Origin of the sequence: Salinisphaera hydrothermalis C41B8 (assembly GCF_000732535.1) — a bacterium.
In the GTDB taxonomy this organism is placed as follows: domain Bacteria; phylum Pseudomonadota; class Gammaproteobacteria; order Nevskiales; family Salinisphaeraceae; genus Salinisphaera; species Salinisphaera hydrothermalis.
On record NZ_APNK01000001.1, the window covers coordinates 246,700 to 262,230 of the forward strand.

General features: G+C 64.5%; 19 protein-coding genes. 11 read left to right on the forward strand and 8 right to left on the reverse strand.

The features are described 5' to 3' along the window. Nucleotides 1–76: 76 nt before the first annotated feature. Together C41B8_RS01030 and C41B8_RS01035 are read right to left on the reverse strand one after the other, a co-directional pair. Nucleotides 77–829, reverse strand: a complete 753-nt coding sequence (locus C41B8_RS01030; protein ID WP_037332874.1) for an anti-sigma factor — start codon at nucleotides 827–829, stop codon at nucleotides 77–79. After that, complete coding sequence (locus tag C41B8_RS01035) at nucleotides 826–1,392, reverse strand: sigma-70 family RNA polymerase sigma factor (protein WP_037332876.1); 567 nt, start codon at nucleotides 1,390–1,392, stop codon at nucleotides 826–828. The genes C41B8_RS01030 and C41B8_RS01035 overlap by 4 nt, the downstream gene beginning before the upstream one ends. Before the next feature lie 247 nt (nucleotides 1,393–1,639). On the opposite strand from C41B8_RS01035, the gene hemB reads away from it, so the two are divergent. The 6 genes from hemB to C41B8_RS01065 all read left to right on the forward strand — a co-directional run bounded on the left by hemB (nucleotide 1,640) and on the right by C41B8_RS01065 (nucleotide 6,649). Beyond that, nucleotides 1,640–2,641, forward strand: coding sequence for a porphobilinogen synthase (hemB, locus tag C41B8_RS01040; protein ID WP_037333136.1), 1,002 nt, complete (start codon nucleotides 1,640–1,642; stop codon nucleotides 2,639–2,641). Nucleotides 2,642–2,648: 7 nt separating this feature from the next. After that, nucleotides 2,649–3,728 carry a lipopolysaccharide heptosyltransferase II gene (gene waaF, locus C41B8_RS01045; RefSeq protein WP_051882636.1) on the forward strand — a complete coding sequence of 360 codons (1,080 nt, stop codon included), beginning with the start codon at nucleotides 2,649–2,651 and terminating at the stop codon, nucleotides 3,726–3,728. Between the two features lie 65 nt (nucleotides 3,729–3,793). Further along, nucleotides 3,794–4,636: a shikimate dehydrogenase gene (gene aroE, locus C41B8_RS01050; RefSeq protein ID WP_037332878.1), complete on the forward strand. Its 843-nt coding sequence runs from the start codon at nucleotides 3,794–3,796 to the stop codon at nucleotides 4,634–4,636. A 20-nt stretch (nucleotides 4,637–4,656) separates the two neighbouring features. Beyond that, entirely contained in the window at nucleotides 4,657–5,142 is a 486-nt protein-coding gene (mntR, locus tag C41B8_RS01055; protein WP_051882638.1) for a manganese-binding transcriptional regulator MntR, read from the forward strand. A 132-nt stretch (nucleotides 5,143–5,274) separates the two neighbouring features. Next, nucleotides 5,275–5,988 (forward strand): deoxyribonuclease V, encoded by a 714-nt coding sequence (gene nfi, locus C41B8_RS01060; RefSeq protein WP_084188371.1) that lies wholly within the window; start codon nucleotides 5,275–5,277, stop codon nucleotides 5,986–5,988. A 118-nt stretch (nucleotides 5,989–6,106) separates the two neighbouring features. Next, on the forward strand, nucleotides 6,107–6,649 hold the full coding sequence (locus C41B8_RS01065) for a hypothetical protein (protein WP_037332879.1): 543 nt from the start codon (nucleotides 6,107–6,109) through the stop codon (nucleotides 6,647–6,649). Nucleotides 6,650–6,722: 73 nt separating this feature from the next. Here C41B8_RS01065 and C41B8_RS01070 read toward each other — a convergent pair whose 3' ends face one another. Both C41B8_RS01070 and C41B8_RS21085 read right to left on the reverse strand, forming a co-directional pair. Beyond that, complete coding sequence (locus tag C41B8_RS01070; RefSeq protein ID WP_037332882.1) at nucleotides 6,723–7,388, reverse strand: glutathione S-transferase; 666 nt, start codon at nucleotides 7,386–7,388, stop codon at nucleotides 6,723–6,725. 54 nt (nucleotides 7,389–7,442) lie between these two features. Continuing rightward, complete coding sequence (locus tag C41B8_RS21085) at nucleotides 7,443–7,775, reverse strand: DUF3634 family protein (RefSeq protein ID WP_156962362.1); 333 nt, start codon at nucleotides 7,773–7,775, stop codon at nucleotides 7,443–7,445. On the opposite strand from C41B8_RS21085, the gene C41B8_RS01075 reads away from it, so the two are divergent. Next, nucleotides 7,763–8,179, forward strand: coding sequence for an RNA-binding S4 domain-containing protein (locus tag C41B8_RS01075; RefSeq protein ID WP_037333143.1), 417 nt, complete (start codon nucleotides 7,763–7,765; stop codon nucleotides 8,177–8,179). The genes C41B8_RS21085 and C41B8_RS01075 overlap by 13 nt on opposite strands. A 31-nt stretch (nucleotides 8,180–8,210) precedes the next feature. Here C41B8_RS01075 and C41B8_RS01080 read toward each other — a convergent pair whose 3' ends face one another. Together C41B8_RS01080 and C41B8_RS20995 are read right to left on the reverse strand one after the other, a co-directional pair. After that, on the reverse strand, nucleotides 8,211–8,450 hold the full coding sequence (locus C41B8_RS01080; RefSeq protein WP_037332884.1) for a hypothetical protein: 240 nt from the start codon (nucleotides 8,448–8,450) through the stop codon (nucleotides 8,211–8,213). Between the two features lie 371 nt (nucleotides 8,451–8,821). Then, nucleotides 8,822–9,334 (reverse strand): pilin, encoded by a 513-nt coding sequence (locus C41B8_RS20995; RefSeq protein WP_084188358.1) that lies wholly within the window; start codon nucleotides 9,332–9,334, stop codon nucleotides 8,822–8,824. Between the two features lie 372 nt (nucleotides 9,335–9,706). On the opposite strand from C41B8_RS20995, the gene C41B8_RS01090 reads away from it, so the two are divergent. Beyond that, nucleotides 9,707–10,378: a dienelactone hydrolase family protein gene (locus tag C41B8_RS01090; RefSeq protein ID WP_037332886.1), complete on the forward strand. Its 672-nt coding sequence runs from the start codon at nucleotides 9,707–9,709 to the stop codon at nucleotides 10,376–10,378. 363 nt (nucleotides 10,379–10,741) lie between these two features. Here C41B8_RS01090 and C41B8_RS01095 read toward each other — a convergent pair whose 3' ends face one another. Then, the gene (locus tag C41B8_RS01095) at nucleotides 10,742–11,314 is read right to left on the reverse strand and encodes a phosphoribosyltransferase family protein (RefSeq protein WP_037332887.1); all 573 of its coding nucleotides are present in this window, start codon (nucleotides 11,312–11,314) and stop codon (nucleotides 10,742–10,744) included. 180 nt (nucleotides 11,315–11,494) lie between these two features. Between C41B8_RS01095 and C41B8_RS01100 the strand changes: the two genes are divergently transcribed. The 3 genes from C41B8_RS01100 to C41B8_RS01110 all read left to right on the forward strand — a co-directional run bounded on the left by C41B8_RS01100 (nucleotide 11,495) and on the right by C41B8_RS01110 (nucleotide 14,363). After that, complete coding sequence (locus C41B8_RS01100) at nucleotides 11,495–12,619, forward strand: zinc-dependent alcohol dehydrogenase family protein (protein ID WP_037333146.1); 1,125 nt, start codon at nucleotides 11,495–11,497, stop codon at nucleotides 12,617–12,619. Nucleotides 12,620–12,730: 111 nt separating this feature from the next. Then, nucleotides 12,731–13,186 carry a plastocyanin/azurin family copper-binding protein gene (locus C41B8_RS01105; protein WP_037332888.1) on the forward strand — a complete coding sequence of 152 codons (456 nt, stop codon included), beginning with the start codon at nucleotides 12,731–12,733 and terminating at the stop codon, nucleotides 13,184–13,186. 67 nt (nucleotides 13,187–13,253) lie between these two features. After that, on the forward strand, nucleotides 13,254–14,363 hold the full coding sequence (locus C41B8_RS01110; protein WP_037332890.1) for an alkene reductase: 1,110 nt from the start codon (nucleotides 13,254–13,256) through the stop codon (nucleotides 14,361–14,363). Nucleotides 14,364–14,424: 61 nt separating this feature from the next. Here C41B8_RS01110 and C41B8_RS01115 read toward each other — a convergent pair whose 3' ends face one another. After that, nucleotides 14,425–15,444, reverse strand: a complete 1,020-nt coding sequence (locus C41B8_RS01115; RefSeq protein WP_198024987.1) for a HoxN/HupN/NixA family nickel/cobalt transporter — start codon at nucleotides 15,442–15,444, stop codon at nucleotides 14,425–14,427. Nucleotides 15,445–15,531: the final 87 nt, after the last annotated feature.

The following is a 15,531-nucleotide window of genomic DNA, read 5'->3' on the forward strand; positions in this document are numbered from 1 at the left end:
CGCACGAAACGGCAACAGTCCCTAACAGGCCCAGAGCCCATTCCAATAGGCTCTGGACCACTCGGCGCTGGACCGATCAACCGGTGCGATGCGCCACCGGTGCCACCCACATCAGCTTGCCGCCCGGCGTAGTGGTACCGGCGCGCGAGGTGTCTTCCATCGAGACCATGATCTCGCTGTGATCGCCGAGCTGCGCCCGCAGCTTGGCCGACAGCGGCATCGTGTAGTGCCCGCGCGTATGCGGCAACTGACCAATCAGCTCCGGTTTACCATTCGCCGACTTGATCCACATGCGCAGCATCTTGCCGGAGGGCACGTTGAAATCGCCCATGGCCTCCACCGACAGTTTGCGTCCGTCGGCGGTGGAGGTCACCAGCCAGCTCATGCCCGTAGGCTTGTCGTAGATGACGCTGGCATAGCTGGGAGCGGACGTAGCGCCTTCGTGCCAGAGCGGCAGTTCGTAGACCGCCAGTCCGGCGAGCAGTACCGCCGCCACCGAGGCCGCCATGGCCAAGCGCCGCCAACGCCGCACCCGAGGTGCGTCGTTGGCCGCCGCCGCAGGTGCCACGGCCGGGCTCGACACGGCAGATTCCGTCCGGGCGATACCGGTATGACGCGCTACGCCTTCCCAGACATGCGCGGGCGGCTCGACCGGCTCCAAATCCAGACCGAGGCGGGCCAGGCGCTGCTCCCAGGCGGCCAGGCGAGTACGCGCCGCGGCGTCGTCCACCAGACGCTGCTGGAAGGCGCGGGCCTCTTCCGGATCGAGCGTGCCGAGGACATACTCGGCCGCGATCAGATCCAGCTCGTCGTGCTCGGGCATCGTCATGACGAACCCTCCGCCAGACAATCACGCAGACGCAGAAGGCCACGTCGGATCCAACTCTTGACCGTGCCGAGTGGCGCATTCATACGCTCGGCCAGTTCCTGGTGCGTCAATCCCTCGTAATAAGCCAGAAGCACGCTCTCGCGCTGCTCGTCGGACAGCTGTGCCAGACAGGCATTGATCGCAGCCAACGACTGCTGATTCTCGTTTTCCTGTGCGGGCGACAAGCTCTGTTCGTCCTCCAGAAGCGTGGCGACGCGGTCCGGCTCCTCCGGCATGGCGACTTCCGGCCGCCGACGCCGCAGCAGGTCCAGCGCCCGATAACGCGCAATCGACAACAGCCAGGTCAAGGGCGCGCCACGCTCCGGCGAGTAGGTATCGGCTTTCTGCCAGATACGCACATACGCATCCTGCAGTGCATCCTGTGCCCTTTCCGGGCTACGAAGAATACGCAGCAGCAACGCATAGAGTTGCGGCGACGTCGCGGCATACAAGCGCTTGAACGCCTGCTCGTCGCCACGCGCCGTAGCCGCGAGCCATTCGGCCAGCTGTTCGCGTTCAGCCATCCTGCCGCCCTGCACCAGCGGAGCGCACTTCAAACAAATATAGGGCTGCCATCGTCGACCACGATCCCCAATCGATCGTCCTAGTGTGACCGCTTACGGCGCGCGACTCAATCGCGTGCCATCGGCCGGCCAGGCGGCTAGAATCCTGTATATTACACCGATATCGCCGCGCGCCGCCGGCCCGGAGTTGAATCGCTGCCCGGGCGGTTCTATCGTCGGCGCCAACATTGCACCCGAAGGGTTTGTCATGCCACACACTTTCCCCGGCCATTTTCCGGCCACCCGTCTGCGTCGCGCCCGCGCCAACGATTTCACTCGGCGTCTCGCGCGCGAAAACCGTCTGTCGGTCGACGATCTGATCTATCCCGTGTTCGTCACCGAGGGCGAGGCCGTGGACGTCGCCGCCATGCCGGGCGTACGCCGGCATACGCTTGACGGATTGATTCGCGAGGCCGCCGAAGCGGTCGAGCTCGGCATCCCGGCCCTCGTGCTGTTCCCCGTCATCGACCCGTCGAAGAAGACCCCCGATGCCGCCGAGGCGGCCAATCCGGACGGTCTGATCCCGCAGTCGATCCGAGCCATCAAGGCCGAATTCCCGCAGCTCGGCGTCATGACCGATGTCGCCCTCGATCCCTATACCAGTCACGGCCAGGACGGCGTGATCGACGAGGACGGCTATGTCATCAACGATCCAACCATCGGCATCCTGGCCGAGCAGATGCGGGCTCACGCCGAGGCGGGCGCCGATATCGTCTCGCCGTCGGACATGATGGACGGTCGCATCGCCGCCATGCGCCAAGCACTCGAGGGCGATGGTCACGTCAATACAGTCATCATGTCGTACGCGGCCAAGTTCGCCTCCTGCTACTACAACCCGTTCCGGGAAGCGGTCGGTTCCGCGGCCAATCTCGGCAAGGCCGACAAACGCACCTATCAGGTCGACCCGGCCAATACCGACGAGGCGCTGCGCGAGGTCGCGCTCGATCTCAAGGAAGGCGCGGACATGGTGATGGTCAAGCCGGGCATGCCGTATCTGGACATCATCCATCGCGTGAAGGAAACCTTTGGCGTGCCCACCTTCGCTTATCACGTCTCCGGCGAGTACGCGATGCTCAAGGCAGCCATCAACAACGGTTGGCTGGACGAACGCGCCGCCGTGCTGGAATGCCTGATGAGCTTCAAGCGCGCCGGTTGCGATGGCGTACTGACCTATTTCGCCAAGGACGCCGCGCGCTGGCTGGCCGAATAACGTCGCGATGATTCGGCAGCCGGAGCGTGTTCTGGTCGTCGGTCCATCCTGGATCGGCGATATGGTGATGGCCCAGAGCCTGTTCATGGGTCTGCGCGCGCGGCTACCCTCGGCAACCCTGGATGTCTTGGCACCGGCATCGACCGCACAGCTCGTTGCGCGCATGCCGGAAGTCGATGACGCCGTGATCATGAACATCGAACACGGCGAATTGGCCTGGCGCCGGCGCCGCGAAGCCGCGCGGGCACTACGCGAACGCCGCTACGACCAGGCCATCGTGCTTCAGCGCAGCGCCAAGGCCGCGCTCGTGCCGTGGCTCGCCGGGATCCCCTGGCGTACCGGCTATCGTGGCGAACTGCGCTTTGGCCTGATCAACGATGTCCGCACGCTCGACAACACCCGTTATCCGCTCAAGGCCGAGCATTACGCCCTGCTCGGTCTGGCGGCCGACGGCGACTCGCTCGATACGATGCACTGGCCGCGTCTGACCGTCGATGCCGCGCGCCAGCAGGAACTCGTGGCTGAGCTGGGGCTGAGTCTCGAGCGGCCGACCGTCGGTTTTGCCCCAGGCGCGGCTTATGGCGGCGCCAAGGCCTGGCCGATGCGTCACTACGCCGCGCTCGCCGCCCGCCTCGATGCGGCCGGCCAGGCTTGCTGGATCTTCGGCAGCGCGGCGGATCGCGAGGTGGCCGAAGCCATGGCTGCGGCCGCTCCGCGCTACGGCGTGAACCTGGCCGAACGTACGAGCCTGCTCGATATCGTCGATCTCGCCGCGCTGACTACACAGTTTGTCGGCAACGATACCGGCGTCATGCACCTCGCCGCGGCGACCGCTCCGAGCGTGATCGGCCTATACGGCTCGACCGATCCGGATTATGCCCCGCCGTTGGCCGCCACCTCGCAGCGGCTATGGCGCGGCATGGACTGTTCGCCCTGTCGCGAGCGCGAATGCCCGTTGGCACATCATGCCTGCCTGGAGGACCTGCCGGTGCATGATGTGTTCGCTGCCTGTACGGTGCCCGGCTCGGCGAGCATCGCCTCGCTGCATGCATTGACCCATTACGGTCCGACGCCCGCGACCCGGTAAATGTTTGCGCGCGGTCGGCGGCTTGGTCACGATAGCCGCCCGTGCCCGCAGCGAGCATTCATTCCATGTCGTCAGCTCCCGATCGCTATGCCGTTATCGGCCATCCGGTCGACCATAGCCGCTCGCCCGATATTCATCGCCTGTTCGCCGAGCAGTGCGGCCAGGTCATGGAATACACGCGCTTGCCGGCGCCTACAGACGGTTTCGAGCGCGTCGCAGGCGAATTCTTCGGCGCAGGCGGTGCCGGCCTGAACGTTACCCTGCCCTTCAAGCTGGCCGCGGCCGAGTTCGCCGATCGGCTGACCGAGCGGGCCGAACGCGCGGGCGCGGTGAACACGTTGAAAACCACACCTAATGGCCTGCTGGGCGACAATACTGACGGCGCCGGGCTGGTCGCCGATCTGGTCGACAACCTGGGGGCGACGGTCGCCGGACGCCATGTGTTGATTCTGGGCGCCGGCGGCGCGGTACGCGGGGTCGTGCCAAGTCTGCTGGCTGCCGGGGCAGCACGCATCACGATCGCCAATCGCAGCATCGACAAGGCCCGCGCGATCGCCACCGCCTGTGCCGGCATGGGCGAGGTCATCGCCTGCGGGCTGGACGCGCTGCCCGAGGACGCCGATCTGGTGATCAACGCGATTTCCGCCGGACTCACTGAAGGCACGATGCCCGCGCTGAACCCGCGCATCCTGGCTCGCGCTGGCGCGGTCTACGACATGATCTATGCCGACGCGCCGACGCCGTTTTTACGCTGGGCCGCCGAGCACGGCGTCGCGGCCGGGCGTGACGGGTTTGGCATGCTGGTGGAACAGGCCGCCGAGTCGTTCGCGCTATGGCGCGGCATGCGCCCGAGCACCAAAGCGGTGATGGACACCCTGCGCGGGCCGGCCACACGTGGCCCCGGCTGAACCGCTATAATGACGCCACTATGAATGCACGGCCCTCGGCACAAGAGCTGGATCACGTCCTGCGCGACGATACGTCGGGCGAACTCCTCGACCCGCAGATCCACGCGCGGCAGTACAGCAATGTGCGCAAGGCGCACGAGACCGAGCTGATCGAAGACTACGTCGAGCTGATCGCGGATCTGATCGATGCCAAGGGCGAGGCACGCGCAGTCGAACTGGCCCAGCGCATGGGCGTCACCCAGGCCACCGTGGGCAAGATGATCCGGCGCATGACCGAGTCCGGTCTCGTGACCAGCCAGCCTTATCGCTCGATCTTTCTCACCGAGGCCGGCCACGAGATGGCCCGCCTGTCGCGTGAGCGCCATATCGTGGTGCTGCGTTTTTTGCGGGCGCTGGGGGTGTCGGAAGACACGGCTCGTCAGGACGCCGAGGGCATGGAACACCATGTCTCCGACGAGACGATCGAGATCATGCGCCGCTTCGCAGACGATCGCGAGTCCGGATAACCCCGACCTCGGTCCTGTTTCATCCGGATTCACGTCGACGGGCATCAAGCGGCACGATGCATGATCGCCCGCCGTCCTTCGCCCGATCATCGCGATGCCGCCATCGCTGCGGGCCGAGCCTCGAGAATTCGTATGGAAGCAGAACCGACTCCGACCCCGACCCTCCGGGAAACCGCCGATGGCCGCCGACGAATCGAGCATGCCTGGCCGCGCGAGGCGCGGGCCGGGCGCGCGATTCAGGACGCAATCGCCGAACATGTGGATACCCACAACTCGCTACCGGCCGATATTCGGACCGTGGCCGGCGTGGATATCGGCTTCGAGGATGGCGGCGAGACGACGCGTGCCGCCATCGTCGTGCTTGACCCGTCCGATCTCAGCGTGGTCGAACAGGCGCTGGTGCGGCGCCCGACGCGCATGCCTTATATCCCGGGCCTGCTGTCGTTTCGCGAAATTCCGGCCGCGCTCGATGCCTTGGAACAACTTTCCGCCCTACCCGATCTGTTGATGGTGGACGGCCACGGTATTGCGCATCCCAAGCGCCTGGGCGTCGCGACGCATCTGGGTCTGGTCAGCGGGCTGCCCACGATCGGCGTCGGCAAGAAACGCCTGACCGGTCGCCACGATCCCGCCCCGGAACAACGGCTGGCCTGGACCCCACTCATGGACGGGCATGAGACCATAGGGGCGGTGCTACGGTCGCGGGTCGGCGTTAAGCCGATCTTCATATCGCCCGGGCATCGTATCGATCTCGGTACGGCGATCGAATGGACGGCGCGTACGCTGACTCGTTATCGCCTGCCGGAGACGACGCGAGCCGCCGATCGGCTCGCTTCACGGCGTTGATATCGCGCATGCGCGGCTCAGACGCACTGATCGCAATTTTTTGGCCGTCTTAATGCAACTGTTATGCTTTTCTGCGGTCACAAGCGATTCGGCTAATTTCATACCAACAGGTTTTTCTATGATCAAACGTGTTTGCACCCTCTGCGCGCTGGCGATTGCCGCGCTGTCCTTCACGGGCATGGCCGTCGCGGCCGACAGCAGCGGCCAGAACAACACACAGCAGCTGATGAAGACGTACCGCTCGGACGCGCAGCAGCTCAAGCAGATTCACGACAAGACCATCAAGAACAATCCGGGGCTGGCCAAGGAGCAGCAGCAGTTCCAGGATCAGGTCAAGAGCGCCATCAAGAAGCAGGGCTACGACATCAATGAAGGCCAGAAGCGCATGCAGTCGATGGCCAAGAAGCTGCAGTCCGGCAAGCTGAGCGACAAGCAGCGCAAGCAGGTCATGCAGAACTTCCAGGAAGAACGCCAGAAGATGGTTAAGGCACGCAACGCCGCGCTGTCGCAGCCGGATGTCCAGAAGTCGGGTCAGAAGCTCGAAAAGGACACTATTTCGGCCATGAACAAGCAGAATCCGAAGACCCAGCAGCTCATCTCCGAGATGAAGAGCGTGCGCGGCAAGCTGCAGCAGTCGGCCGGTTCGAACAGCGGCAGCTAATAAGCGCCGAGCCCGTTCGATCTCGCGATCGATATCAAGCCCGGCTCCGGCCGGGCTTTTTCATGCGCGGCGCTTATGCATACGCGTAGGGCCCGCCACGCTCAAGGGCGCGCCGATAGGCCGGCCGAGCATGAATCCGCGCAACGAATTCACGCAGCTTCGGACAACGCTCGCCCGCCCCGCCCCGCGATACCGCGGCCTCGATCGGAAAACTGAGCATGATATCGGCCGCGCTGAACGTGTCGCCGACGAACCACTCGTGGCTGCGTAGTTCGTTTTCCAGATAGTCGAAATGCAGCAACCGCTGCGGCCGGATCCACTGCTTCTTGACCTGTCCCGAGATGGCGCGCGCCATCGGCCGAGCCAGCCATGGCGCTTTCGTTTCGACGGTATCGAATACGAATTGCAGCAACAACGGCGGCATGAGCGAGCCCTCGGCGTAGTGCAGCCAGTACTGATAGCGCAAGTACTCCTCACTCCCCGGGGCTGGGGCGAGGCGGCCACCGCCGTGCTCGCGCACGATGTAATCGACGATCAGCCCGGTCTCGGCCACCGTGCGATGCGCATCCGTGATCACCGGCGATTTCCCGAGGGGATGCACGCGCTTGAGGGCCTCTGGCGCCAGCATCGTCTTGGGATCCCGAGCGTAACGCTCGACCTCGTAGGGAATCTCCAGTTCTTCGAGCAACCACAACACGCGCTGGGAACGCGAATCGGCAAGATGATGGACCGTAATCATGGCCGGTCGGATTGATGGTGAAGACTTTGACCATAACCCGACAATCGCGATGCGTCAGCCGGTCGCGCGCCGCCCGCCACCAGGGCCCGGGCCAACTGGCGGTTTCCAGACATTGCGGATGGCCTGTCGGCCGCGCTCCGGGAATCCCCCGCTGAACCGCAGTCGCGCTGCCGATCCGCCGCCCCGGCATTCGATCGTGCCCCGTTCGATACCGTGCAGGCGCACGATATCAGCCACAGCGGACACGAAGCCCGCAGGAGGCCGCCCCACCCGAGTGGTCACACGGCCGTCACCCTCGACGGCGAGCCGGTAATAGAGACGAAATCGATCGAGCACGTCTTGGCCTGAAGGGCATGGCCTGTCAAAGTCTCGACATGAATCAGGCATCACGCAAGTCGGAATCCACGGCCGCCCCTGCCGTTCGGGTCGACAAATGGCTCTGGGCCGCACGTTTTTTCAAGACGCGCAGCCTGGCGTCGACCGCGGTCAAGGGCGGCAAGGTCGAGATCGACGGACACAAGGCCAAACCCAGCGCCAACGTGCGCGCCGGGCAACAGCTGCGGATCACCAAGGGCGAAGTCGTTTTCGAGATCGATATCGTCGACGTGTCGGACAAGCGCGGCCCGGCCACCCAGGCTGAGACGCTGTATAGCGAAACCGAGGCCAGCCGTGAACGACGCGCCGAGCGGGCTGCCGAACGGCGTGCCGCGAGGATCTCGATGCCGCGCCCCACGACGCGACCGGATAAGAAACAGCGCCGCCAGCTACGCCGCTTCAAGCATGGCGATTAAGAACCATCTCCGGGCCCGCGCGCGGCCGGCGTCAGGTCGCCAGCAACCCCCGGGCGGCCAGAATGGATTTCAATTGCTCGGGCCGCTCGGCGCTGAAGGCCGGTTCGATGCGCTGGCTGCGGAGCCTGACTCGGAACAAGCAATCGCGCGCCGGACGTCGCCAGTCGCACGCGAACCACACATCGGGTGCGCCCGTCCCCCAGAGCCGGAAGCGACCATGGCCAAAACCAGGCTTGAACGCCTGCACGCGCACGATATCGTTCAGCGGCACGATCTTGGCGGTTGCCAGGGCGTGTGGAGGTTTCGTGCGAGCGCCGCGTTGGCGTCCTCAAATCGTGTCCGGCAAGGCGCGAGCCGCCGCGTCGTGGCGTGCCACGACCCAGACTCGCAACGCCGCCGGGCGGGATTTGCGGCCCAACCCGAAGGGACAAGCGCTGTTTTGCGGCAATCCAGCGTTGTAGCACGCTTATGCAGAGTGACTGCACCGCGCGCACTACGCCTCGTCTTGCCGCAAAACAGCGCTTGGCGCGGACTCGCACCAAACCTCAACACGCCCTAGGGGAAAGTAGTAGTGCTTGATCGTCAGACTTCGGTCGGAGAGTTCGATCAAGCGATCGCGATACAACATGGCAGGACCCGCCCTCAACGACAGCTGGCAGGCAGATCGTCCGCGGGCACGCCCGGATTGGTGCTGTCGTCCTCTGCCGGGGCCGTACAATCCCAACGGATCGCGCCTGAACCGAAATCGGCATTCAGATAGACCACCCGGTCCTGGATCGAGCCGCCGCTGTACTTGATATAAATCCCGGGTGCGTCCGGATCGTTGTGCCACCAGATACGCTGGACGTAACGGCCGCTCGCCGCCCCGTCGTTGCCGCTGGGCATGTTCAGCTCCGCCAGCACGCCGTTCCAGGAATTGCTCTTCGGTAGGTGCCCATGCGTGCTGTAGTACTCGGCCACGGCCTGTTTGAGCGGCTGGGCGAGTATCAGGCCCTCGCTGACCTTGGCGCGCGTCTCGTAGTGGCGATACAACGGTACGGCAATCGACGCCAGGATGCCGATGATCGCGACGACGATCATCAGCTCGATCAACGTGAAGCCGCTTTCGCCCGCGACTTGGCTCCGGCGTGGCCGCTCAACCGCTCCGCCCTGCATAGTTTGTCCCGTGCGCTTCCCCGGAATCCGTTTTTTTGCCGGCTATCGCACGTCCTGTCAAAACACGCGCCCGCAACAATCCACGTCACGATCGATCGATATGATTCATCCAGCTGACCTGTCGCCGTTTTTTGACTTGGATGCTGCACTCGGGGCCCATGTCAGAGCGCTGGCGCGGCGGCATATGCCCGTATTGCCGCGCGCACGGCTCGGGTTGGTCCCGCGCGGCGGCGTTGCGACTCTGAGCCGCAGCACACCCAGAGCCGGCGACTCACGCCTTGCCGGACACGATTTGCGGACGCCAACGCAGCGCTCGCACGAAACCTCAACACGCCCTAGGATGAGTGCACTGAACGACAACGAGGATTATTGATGGGTCAACAGATCGAATTCACCCGACCGGACGGCGCCAAGGCGCCGGGCTTTTACGCCGAGCCGGAGGGCCAATCGAACGCGCCCGGGATCGTCGTGATCCAGGAATGGTGGGGCCTGAACGACCAGATCAAGCGGGTCGGCAAACAGTGGACGGACGCCGGCTATCGCGTCCTGATTCCCGATCTGTATCGCGGCGAGAAGGCCCTGGACGCGGCCGAAGCCGAACACAAGATGGACGATCTGGATTTCACCGACGCGGCCACGCAGGACGTGCGCGGCGCCGTCCAATATCTCAAGGCCGATAGCGAGTCGGTCGGCGTGATCGGTTTCTGCATGGGTGGCGTTCTGGCCGTGCTGGCGGCCATGCACGTGCCGGAAACCGACGTGGCCGTGTCGTGGTACGGCATTCCGCCGGACGAGGCCGGGGATGCCAGCGCGATCGACGTGCCGCTGCAGTGTCATTTCGCCACGCAGGACACGTTCTTTCCGATCGAACAGGCCGATGCCTTCGAGAAGAAACTCGAAGCCGGCAACGTCGAGCACGAATGCTATCGCTACGATGCCCAGCACGCGTTCGGCAACGAAGAATGGGACTACTACGATCCCGAAGCCAGCAAGCTGGCCTGGCAGCGCAGCATGGCGTTTTTCGAGCGCCATCTGAAGGGCTGAAGTTCAGTCATCAGGGCGGCCTCAGGGCCGCCCTTTTTTATAGCGTGTTAGGGCGTGTTGAGGTTTCGGGCGAGCCCGCGCCAAGCGCTGTTTTGCGGCAAGACGAGGCGTAGCGAACGTGGCGTAGTCGTTCTACGCGAGAGAGCTACAACGCTGTATTGCCGTCGTGTCGTTAATTTAAGGGCGCTTGTCCCTTCGGGTTGGGCCGCAAATCCCGCCCGGCGGCGTTGCGAGCCTGGATCGTGACGCGCCACGACACGGCGGCTCGCGCCTTGCCGGACACGATTTGCGGACGCCAACGCGGCGCTCGCACGAAACCTCAACACGCCCTAGCCCGCCGGTCGGGTCACTGGCCCGATGACGTCAGTCGACGGCCGCCTCGCTGCCGTCGAAGATCGGCAGATGACCGAGCGCGATGACATCGGACCAGTCGCTGCGATCGCCTTCGGTCATGATGGCGGCCTCGCCGGCGATGATGGCCCCGGCATGACCCATGATCTTGCGCATTGCTTCCAGCGTGGAACCGGAGCTGATCACGTCGTCGACCAGCACGATGCGCGCCTCGGACACCAGCTCTCGATCCTTGGCATCCAGATACAGCGTCTGCTCGTCGCCGGTGGTAATCGACCGCGTCGTCGCCGACAGCGCATCACCCATATAAGGCTTGTAGCTCTTACGCAGCACCACATAGGGACGCGCCGTTGCCACCGACAACGCATGCACCAACGGAATCGATTTGGCTTCCGCGGTCACCAGCACGCTGTAGTCGAGTGCCGCCAGCCGATTGGCCAGCCCGCTCGCGGCCGCCTGCACCAACGCGGTGTCGCCCAGCACGTTGAGCACGGCGATGCGGACGCCCGACGCCACCTGGAACAGGGGCAGGTCGCGCTTGAGTCCGGCGATTTCGACGGGATAGGTGCGTTGCGTGGCTTCCATCGGTTCGAGCGAGCTGGATTGGAGTCAGCGCTGCATTGTGCAACAGGCGGGGCGACAAATCTAAATCCGCTGTGTCTCGGCGCTGCATGCCGGGCTCATGTAGTCTGGCTCCGATTGATTTATACCAACGCGGCGGCACGTGCCTATGCCCGCGCCGCCGGCGCAGCTCGCGAGGTCGCTATGCAAACCCGTGCCGCCGTACTGCACGAAATGGGTCCGAAACGCCCGTATTCCGAATCCAAACCGTTGTCGATCGAGACCGTGGAGCTGGCCGGCCCGGCTCGGGGCGAAGTCCTGGTCAAAATGCATGCCGCCGGGCTGTGTCATTCCGACCTGTCGAGCATCGATGGCAATCGCCCGCGGCCCACGCCGATGGTGCTAGGCCACGAGGCCGCCGGCGAGATCGTGGAACTCGGCGAAGGCGTGACCGATTTCGCGATCGGCGATCATGTCGTGTGTGCCTTCGTGCCCAGCTGCGGCCATTGCCCGTACTGTGCCGACGGCCGCGCCGCACTCTGCACGCCCGGGGCCGAGGCGAACAACGCCGGCGTGATGCTGTCGGGCGGACGCCGGCTGTCGCAGAACGGCCATGAAGTGCATCACCATCTCGGTGTCTCCGGTTTCGCCGAATATGCCGTGGTCGCCACCGAGTCGCTGATCCGGATCGACAAATCGCTGGATTTCGATATCGCCGCGGTCTTCGGTTGTGCGGTGCTGACCGGCGTCGGGGCCGTGTTGCAGACCGCACGGATGCGGCTCGGTCAGAGTGTGCTGGTGGTTGGCCTGGGCGGTGTCGGGCTGTCGGCCGTACTGGGGGCCATCGCCGGCGGCGCATCGCAGATCATCGCGGCCGACATCGCGCCGGACAAGCTGGAAACCGCGCGCTCGCTGGGCGCCACCGCGACCGTCGATACCCGCGACGAACACGCGCTCGAACAGATTCGTGATCTCACCGGTGGGGGCGTGGATCTGGCCGCGGAGTTCGCCGGCGTCGACAAGGCGCTCGAATTCGCCTTTGCCGCTACCGGCAAGGGCGGCACGACCGTCACCGCCGGCCTGCAGCATCCCGATTCGCGCATGTCGCTGCCGGCGCTGACGCTGGTGGCACAGGAGCGCCGCCTGCTCGGCTCCTACCTCGGCGGCCACGTGCCCAAGCTCGATATCCCGGACTATATCGCGCTCTATCAGGCAGGCCGGCTGCCGGTCGATCGGCTGCTCACCCATCGTCTGACGCTCGACGAGATCAACCTCGGCTTCGAGCGTCTGGCCGCGGGCGAAGCCATTCGACAGGTGATCCAATTCTGAGCGCTCGTTCGTATAAGTTCCGGACACCGCGCCGGAACGTCGCGCCCATTGCGATGTCCGATCCTCATGCGCTCGACGGGCCGGGCTAATCGGCCCTCAAAGGAGTTCTCGATGTTTCGTCGTCTGATTGTCGCCAGTGTTCTGCTGTTCGTCGCCGCGACCGCCGTCGCGGCCCCGGCCCAGAGCTTCACCATTGTGGGACGCAATGATCTGCGTTTCTCTCAGGACCACATCACCGTTGCGCCTGGCCAGAAAGTCACGATCAAGCTGGTGAACAAATCGCATCTGCCGGCCTCGGCCATGTCGCACAACTGGGTGTTGCTCAAGCAAGGCACCGATGCCGGCGCCTTCGACAACGCGGCCCGAAGCGCCGCGAACAACGATTACATTCCGAAATCCATGAGCAATCGCATCATTGCGCATACCGCCATGGTCGGCGGCGGCCATAGCGACACGGTGACCTTCACCGCGCCGAAAAAGACCGGCGACTATGAATACATCTGTACGTTCCCGGGCCATTTCCGGGCCGGCATGAAAGGCACGCTGACTGTATCGAGCACGAATTGATCGCGCCCCGTTGATTTTGCGAAAAACGCCGTCAAATCAAACGCGTTAGTGTTCATCAAGGATATTCATGCCTTACGACAAACTGCTTTCACCGATTCGCTTCGGCTCGCTGGAACTGCCTAATCGCGTTGTCATGGCGCCGCTCACGCGCGCCCGCTGCCCCGATCTGGTACCGGGCGAGATGCAGCAGACCTATTATGCCCAGCGCGCCAATGCCGGGCTGATCATCTCGGAGGCCACCAACATCTCCGAATCGGCCCGTGGCTATGTCTATACCCCGGGCATTTTCACCGACGAACAGGAGGCCGGCTGGTCGAAGGTGGTCGACGCGGTGCACGACGCCGGTGGGCGCATGTGCCTGCAGCTCTGGCACGTCGGCCGCATCGGCCATGGAATGGTGCATCCGGACGGCCGCAAGCCGGTCGCGCCCAGCGCGCTCAAGGCCGAAGGCGCGGAATGCTACGTCGAGTTCGAGGACGGCAGCTCGGGGAATCATCCGACATCGACCCCGCGCGCCCTGGAAACCAAAGAAATTCCGGACGTCATCGACGAATACCGCCAGGCAGCGATCCGTGCCAAGCGGGCCGGCTTCGACATGGTGGAAGTGCATGCCGCCAACGCCTATCTACTGCAGCAGTTCATGGCCACCGGCGCCAATAAACGCACGGACGCCTACGGCGGTTCGGTGGAAAACCGTGCACGGCTGACGCTCGAAGTCGTCGATGCCGTGGTCGAGGTGATGGGCGCCGATCGGGTCGGTATCCGCATTTCCCCGTTCATCGAGATCTTCGGCCTGACCGACGACGAGCCCAAAGCCATGGCCTTCCATCTGGCCGAGCAGCTCGAACAACGCGGCCTGGCCTATCTGCACATCAACGAACCGGACTGGGCCGGCGGCGATATCAAGCTCACCGACGATTTCCGGGCCGCGATGCGCCAGCGCTTCGCCAGCGGCGCGCTGATCTACTGTGGCCACTACACGGCCGAGCGTGCCGAAAAGCTGATCGAGGACGATTACGGCGACGGTGCCGCCTTCGGCCGGCCCTACATCGCCAATCCGGACCTCGTGGCCCGCTTCGCTCGGGATGCGGCGCTGAACGAGCCGGACCCGTCGACCTTCTATGGCGGCGACGAGCACGGCTATACCGATTACCCGACCCTCGAACAGGCTCAGTAACGGGCCTGGGGCTGATCGACAACGGACCCGGCGGCGCGTCTAATCGCGTCGCCGGACCGGGTCACCCCGTCGGCATCACGCTCGGGGCACGTCGATGCCGGCGATACCACAGCGCCCACGCCAGCAAGAAAACCAGCACCACGGCCGCGCCCATCAATCCACTGGGCAACAAGGCCAAGCTACGGGCGAGCCAACCGCCTGGCGCCCATTGGTCGACGATCAGCTCGCCCCATTCCAGCAGACTTACCAACAGCGCAACCGTCACGGAAAACGCGGTGACCGCAATATTGAAGCCCAGGCGCCGGCCGGCCCCGGCCTGCCCCCAGCCATAAGCCCGTTGCATGAAATAGCCGTTGGCGGAGTCCATCAGCGTCATACCGGCGGCGAACAGCAACGGCAGCGCCATGATCATCCAGGGCGACCACAGCGTGTTTTGTGCCGCCGTGGCAGACAGGCCCAGCAACGCGACCTCTGTGGCCGTATCGAAGCCCAGGCCAAAGGCCACGCCCACGGGATACATCTTCCATCCGGCGTCGACCCAGCGATAGCCGCGGCCGATCCATCGCGACATGACACCACGCCGAGCCAGCAACGCCTCGACCGTTGCATCGCGATCGGAAGCCGGCATTCGGCGCTGGCGCCACAGGCCCCGCAGGACCTGGAGATTGAGCACGCCGATCAGGCCGAGAAACGTGGCCGACACGATGGTGCCGATCACCCCGCCCAGGCCGGCAATATCCCCCATATGTGCGTTGACCTGGCGGGCAAATAGCGCCGTCAGCAAACACAACAGGAACACGACGGTCGAATGCCCGAGCGAGAATGCGAATCCCACCGATGTCGCGCGGCGACCATCGCGCACGAGCTTGCGCGTGACGTTGTCGATGGCGGCGATATGGTCGATATCGAAGGCATGCCGCAAGCCGAACAGATAGGCCAATCCGGCCAGACCGAACAACAGCACGCCCTGGGTCGCGGCCAGTGCCAACACCGCGAATCCGGCGAGATGCAGCAGCGCGACCGCGACAACCACACCGCGAACCGACGCACCGCGACGCCCGGCGTCAAGTTCATGCTTCAAACCGGACATCCCTGTACATCGAAACCCTCCGTCCAACCGTAACGTGCGACGAGCGCCTTGGCTGCGCTCTTTACGCAGATCACCCGG

Bases quoted from the DNA above. Each gene is read 5' to 3' on its own strand.
- C41B8_RS01030 (WP_037332874.1), bottom strand. From the start codon at position 829: ATGACGATGCCCGAGCACGACGAGCTGGATCTGATCGCGGCCGAGTAT.
- C41B8_RS01035 (WP_037332876.1), bottom strand. From the start codon at position 1,392: ATGGCTGAACGCGAACAGCTGGCCGAATGGCTCGCGGCTACGGCGCGT.
- hemB (WP_037333136.1), top strand. From the start codon at position 1,640: ATGCCACACACTTTCCCCGGCCATTTTCCGGCCACCCGTCTGCGTCGC.
- waaF (WP_051882636.1), top strand. From the start codon at position 2,649: ATGATTCGGCAGCCGGAGCGTGTTCTGGTCGTCGGTCCATCCTGGATC.
- aroE (WP_037332878.1), top strand. From the start codon at position 3,794: ATGTCGTCAGCTCCCGATCGCTATGCCGTTATCGGCCATCCGGTCGAC.
- mntR (WP_051882638.1), top strand. From the start codon at position 4,657: ATGAATGCACGGCCCTCGGCACAAGAGCTGGATCACGTCCTGCGCGAC.
- nfi (WP_084188371.1), top strand. From the start codon at position 5,275: ATGGAAGCAGAACCGACTCCGACCCCGACCCTCCGGGAAACCGCCGAT.
- C41B8_RS01065 (WP_037332879.1), top strand. From the start codon at position 6,107: ATGATCAAACGTGTTTGCACCCTCTGCGCGCTGGCGATTGCCGCGCTG.
- C41B8_RS01070 (WP_037332882.1), bottom strand. From the start codon at position 7,388: ATGATTACGGTCCATCATCTTGCCGATTCGCGTTCCCAGCGCGTGTTG.
- C41B8_RS01075 (WP_037333143.1), top strand. From the start codon at position 7,763: ATGAATCAGGCATCACGCAAGTCGGAATCCACGGCCGCCCCTGCCGTT.
- C41B8_RS21085 (WP_156962362.1), bottom strand. From the start codon at position 7,775: ATGCCTGATTCATGTCGAGACTTTGACAGGCCATGCCCTTCAGGCCAA.
- C41B8_RS20995 (WP_084188358.1), bottom strand. From the start codon at position 9,334: ATGCAGGGCGGAGCGGTTGAGCGGCCACGCCGGAGCCAAGTCGCGGGC.
- C41B8_RS01090 (WP_037332886.1), top strand. From the start codon at position 9,707: ATGGGTCAACAGATCGAATTCACCCGACCGGACGGCGCCAAGGCGCCG.
- C41B8_RS01095 (WP_037332887.1), bottom strand. From the start codon at position 11,314: ATGGAAGCCACGCAACGCACCTATCCCGTCGAAATCGCCGGACTCAAG.
- C41B8_RS01100 (WP_037333146.1), top strand. From the start codon at position 11,495: ATGCAAACCCGTGCCGCCGTACTGCACGAAATGGGTCCGAAACGCCCG.
- C41B8_RS01105 (WP_037332888.1), top strand. From the start codon at position 12,731: ATGTTTCGTCGTCTGATTGTCGCCAGTGTTCTGCTGTTCGTCGCCGCG.
- C41B8_RS01110 (WP_037332890.1), top strand. From the start codon at position 13,254: ATGCCTTACGACAAACTGCTTTCACCGATTCGCTTCGGCTCGCTGGAA.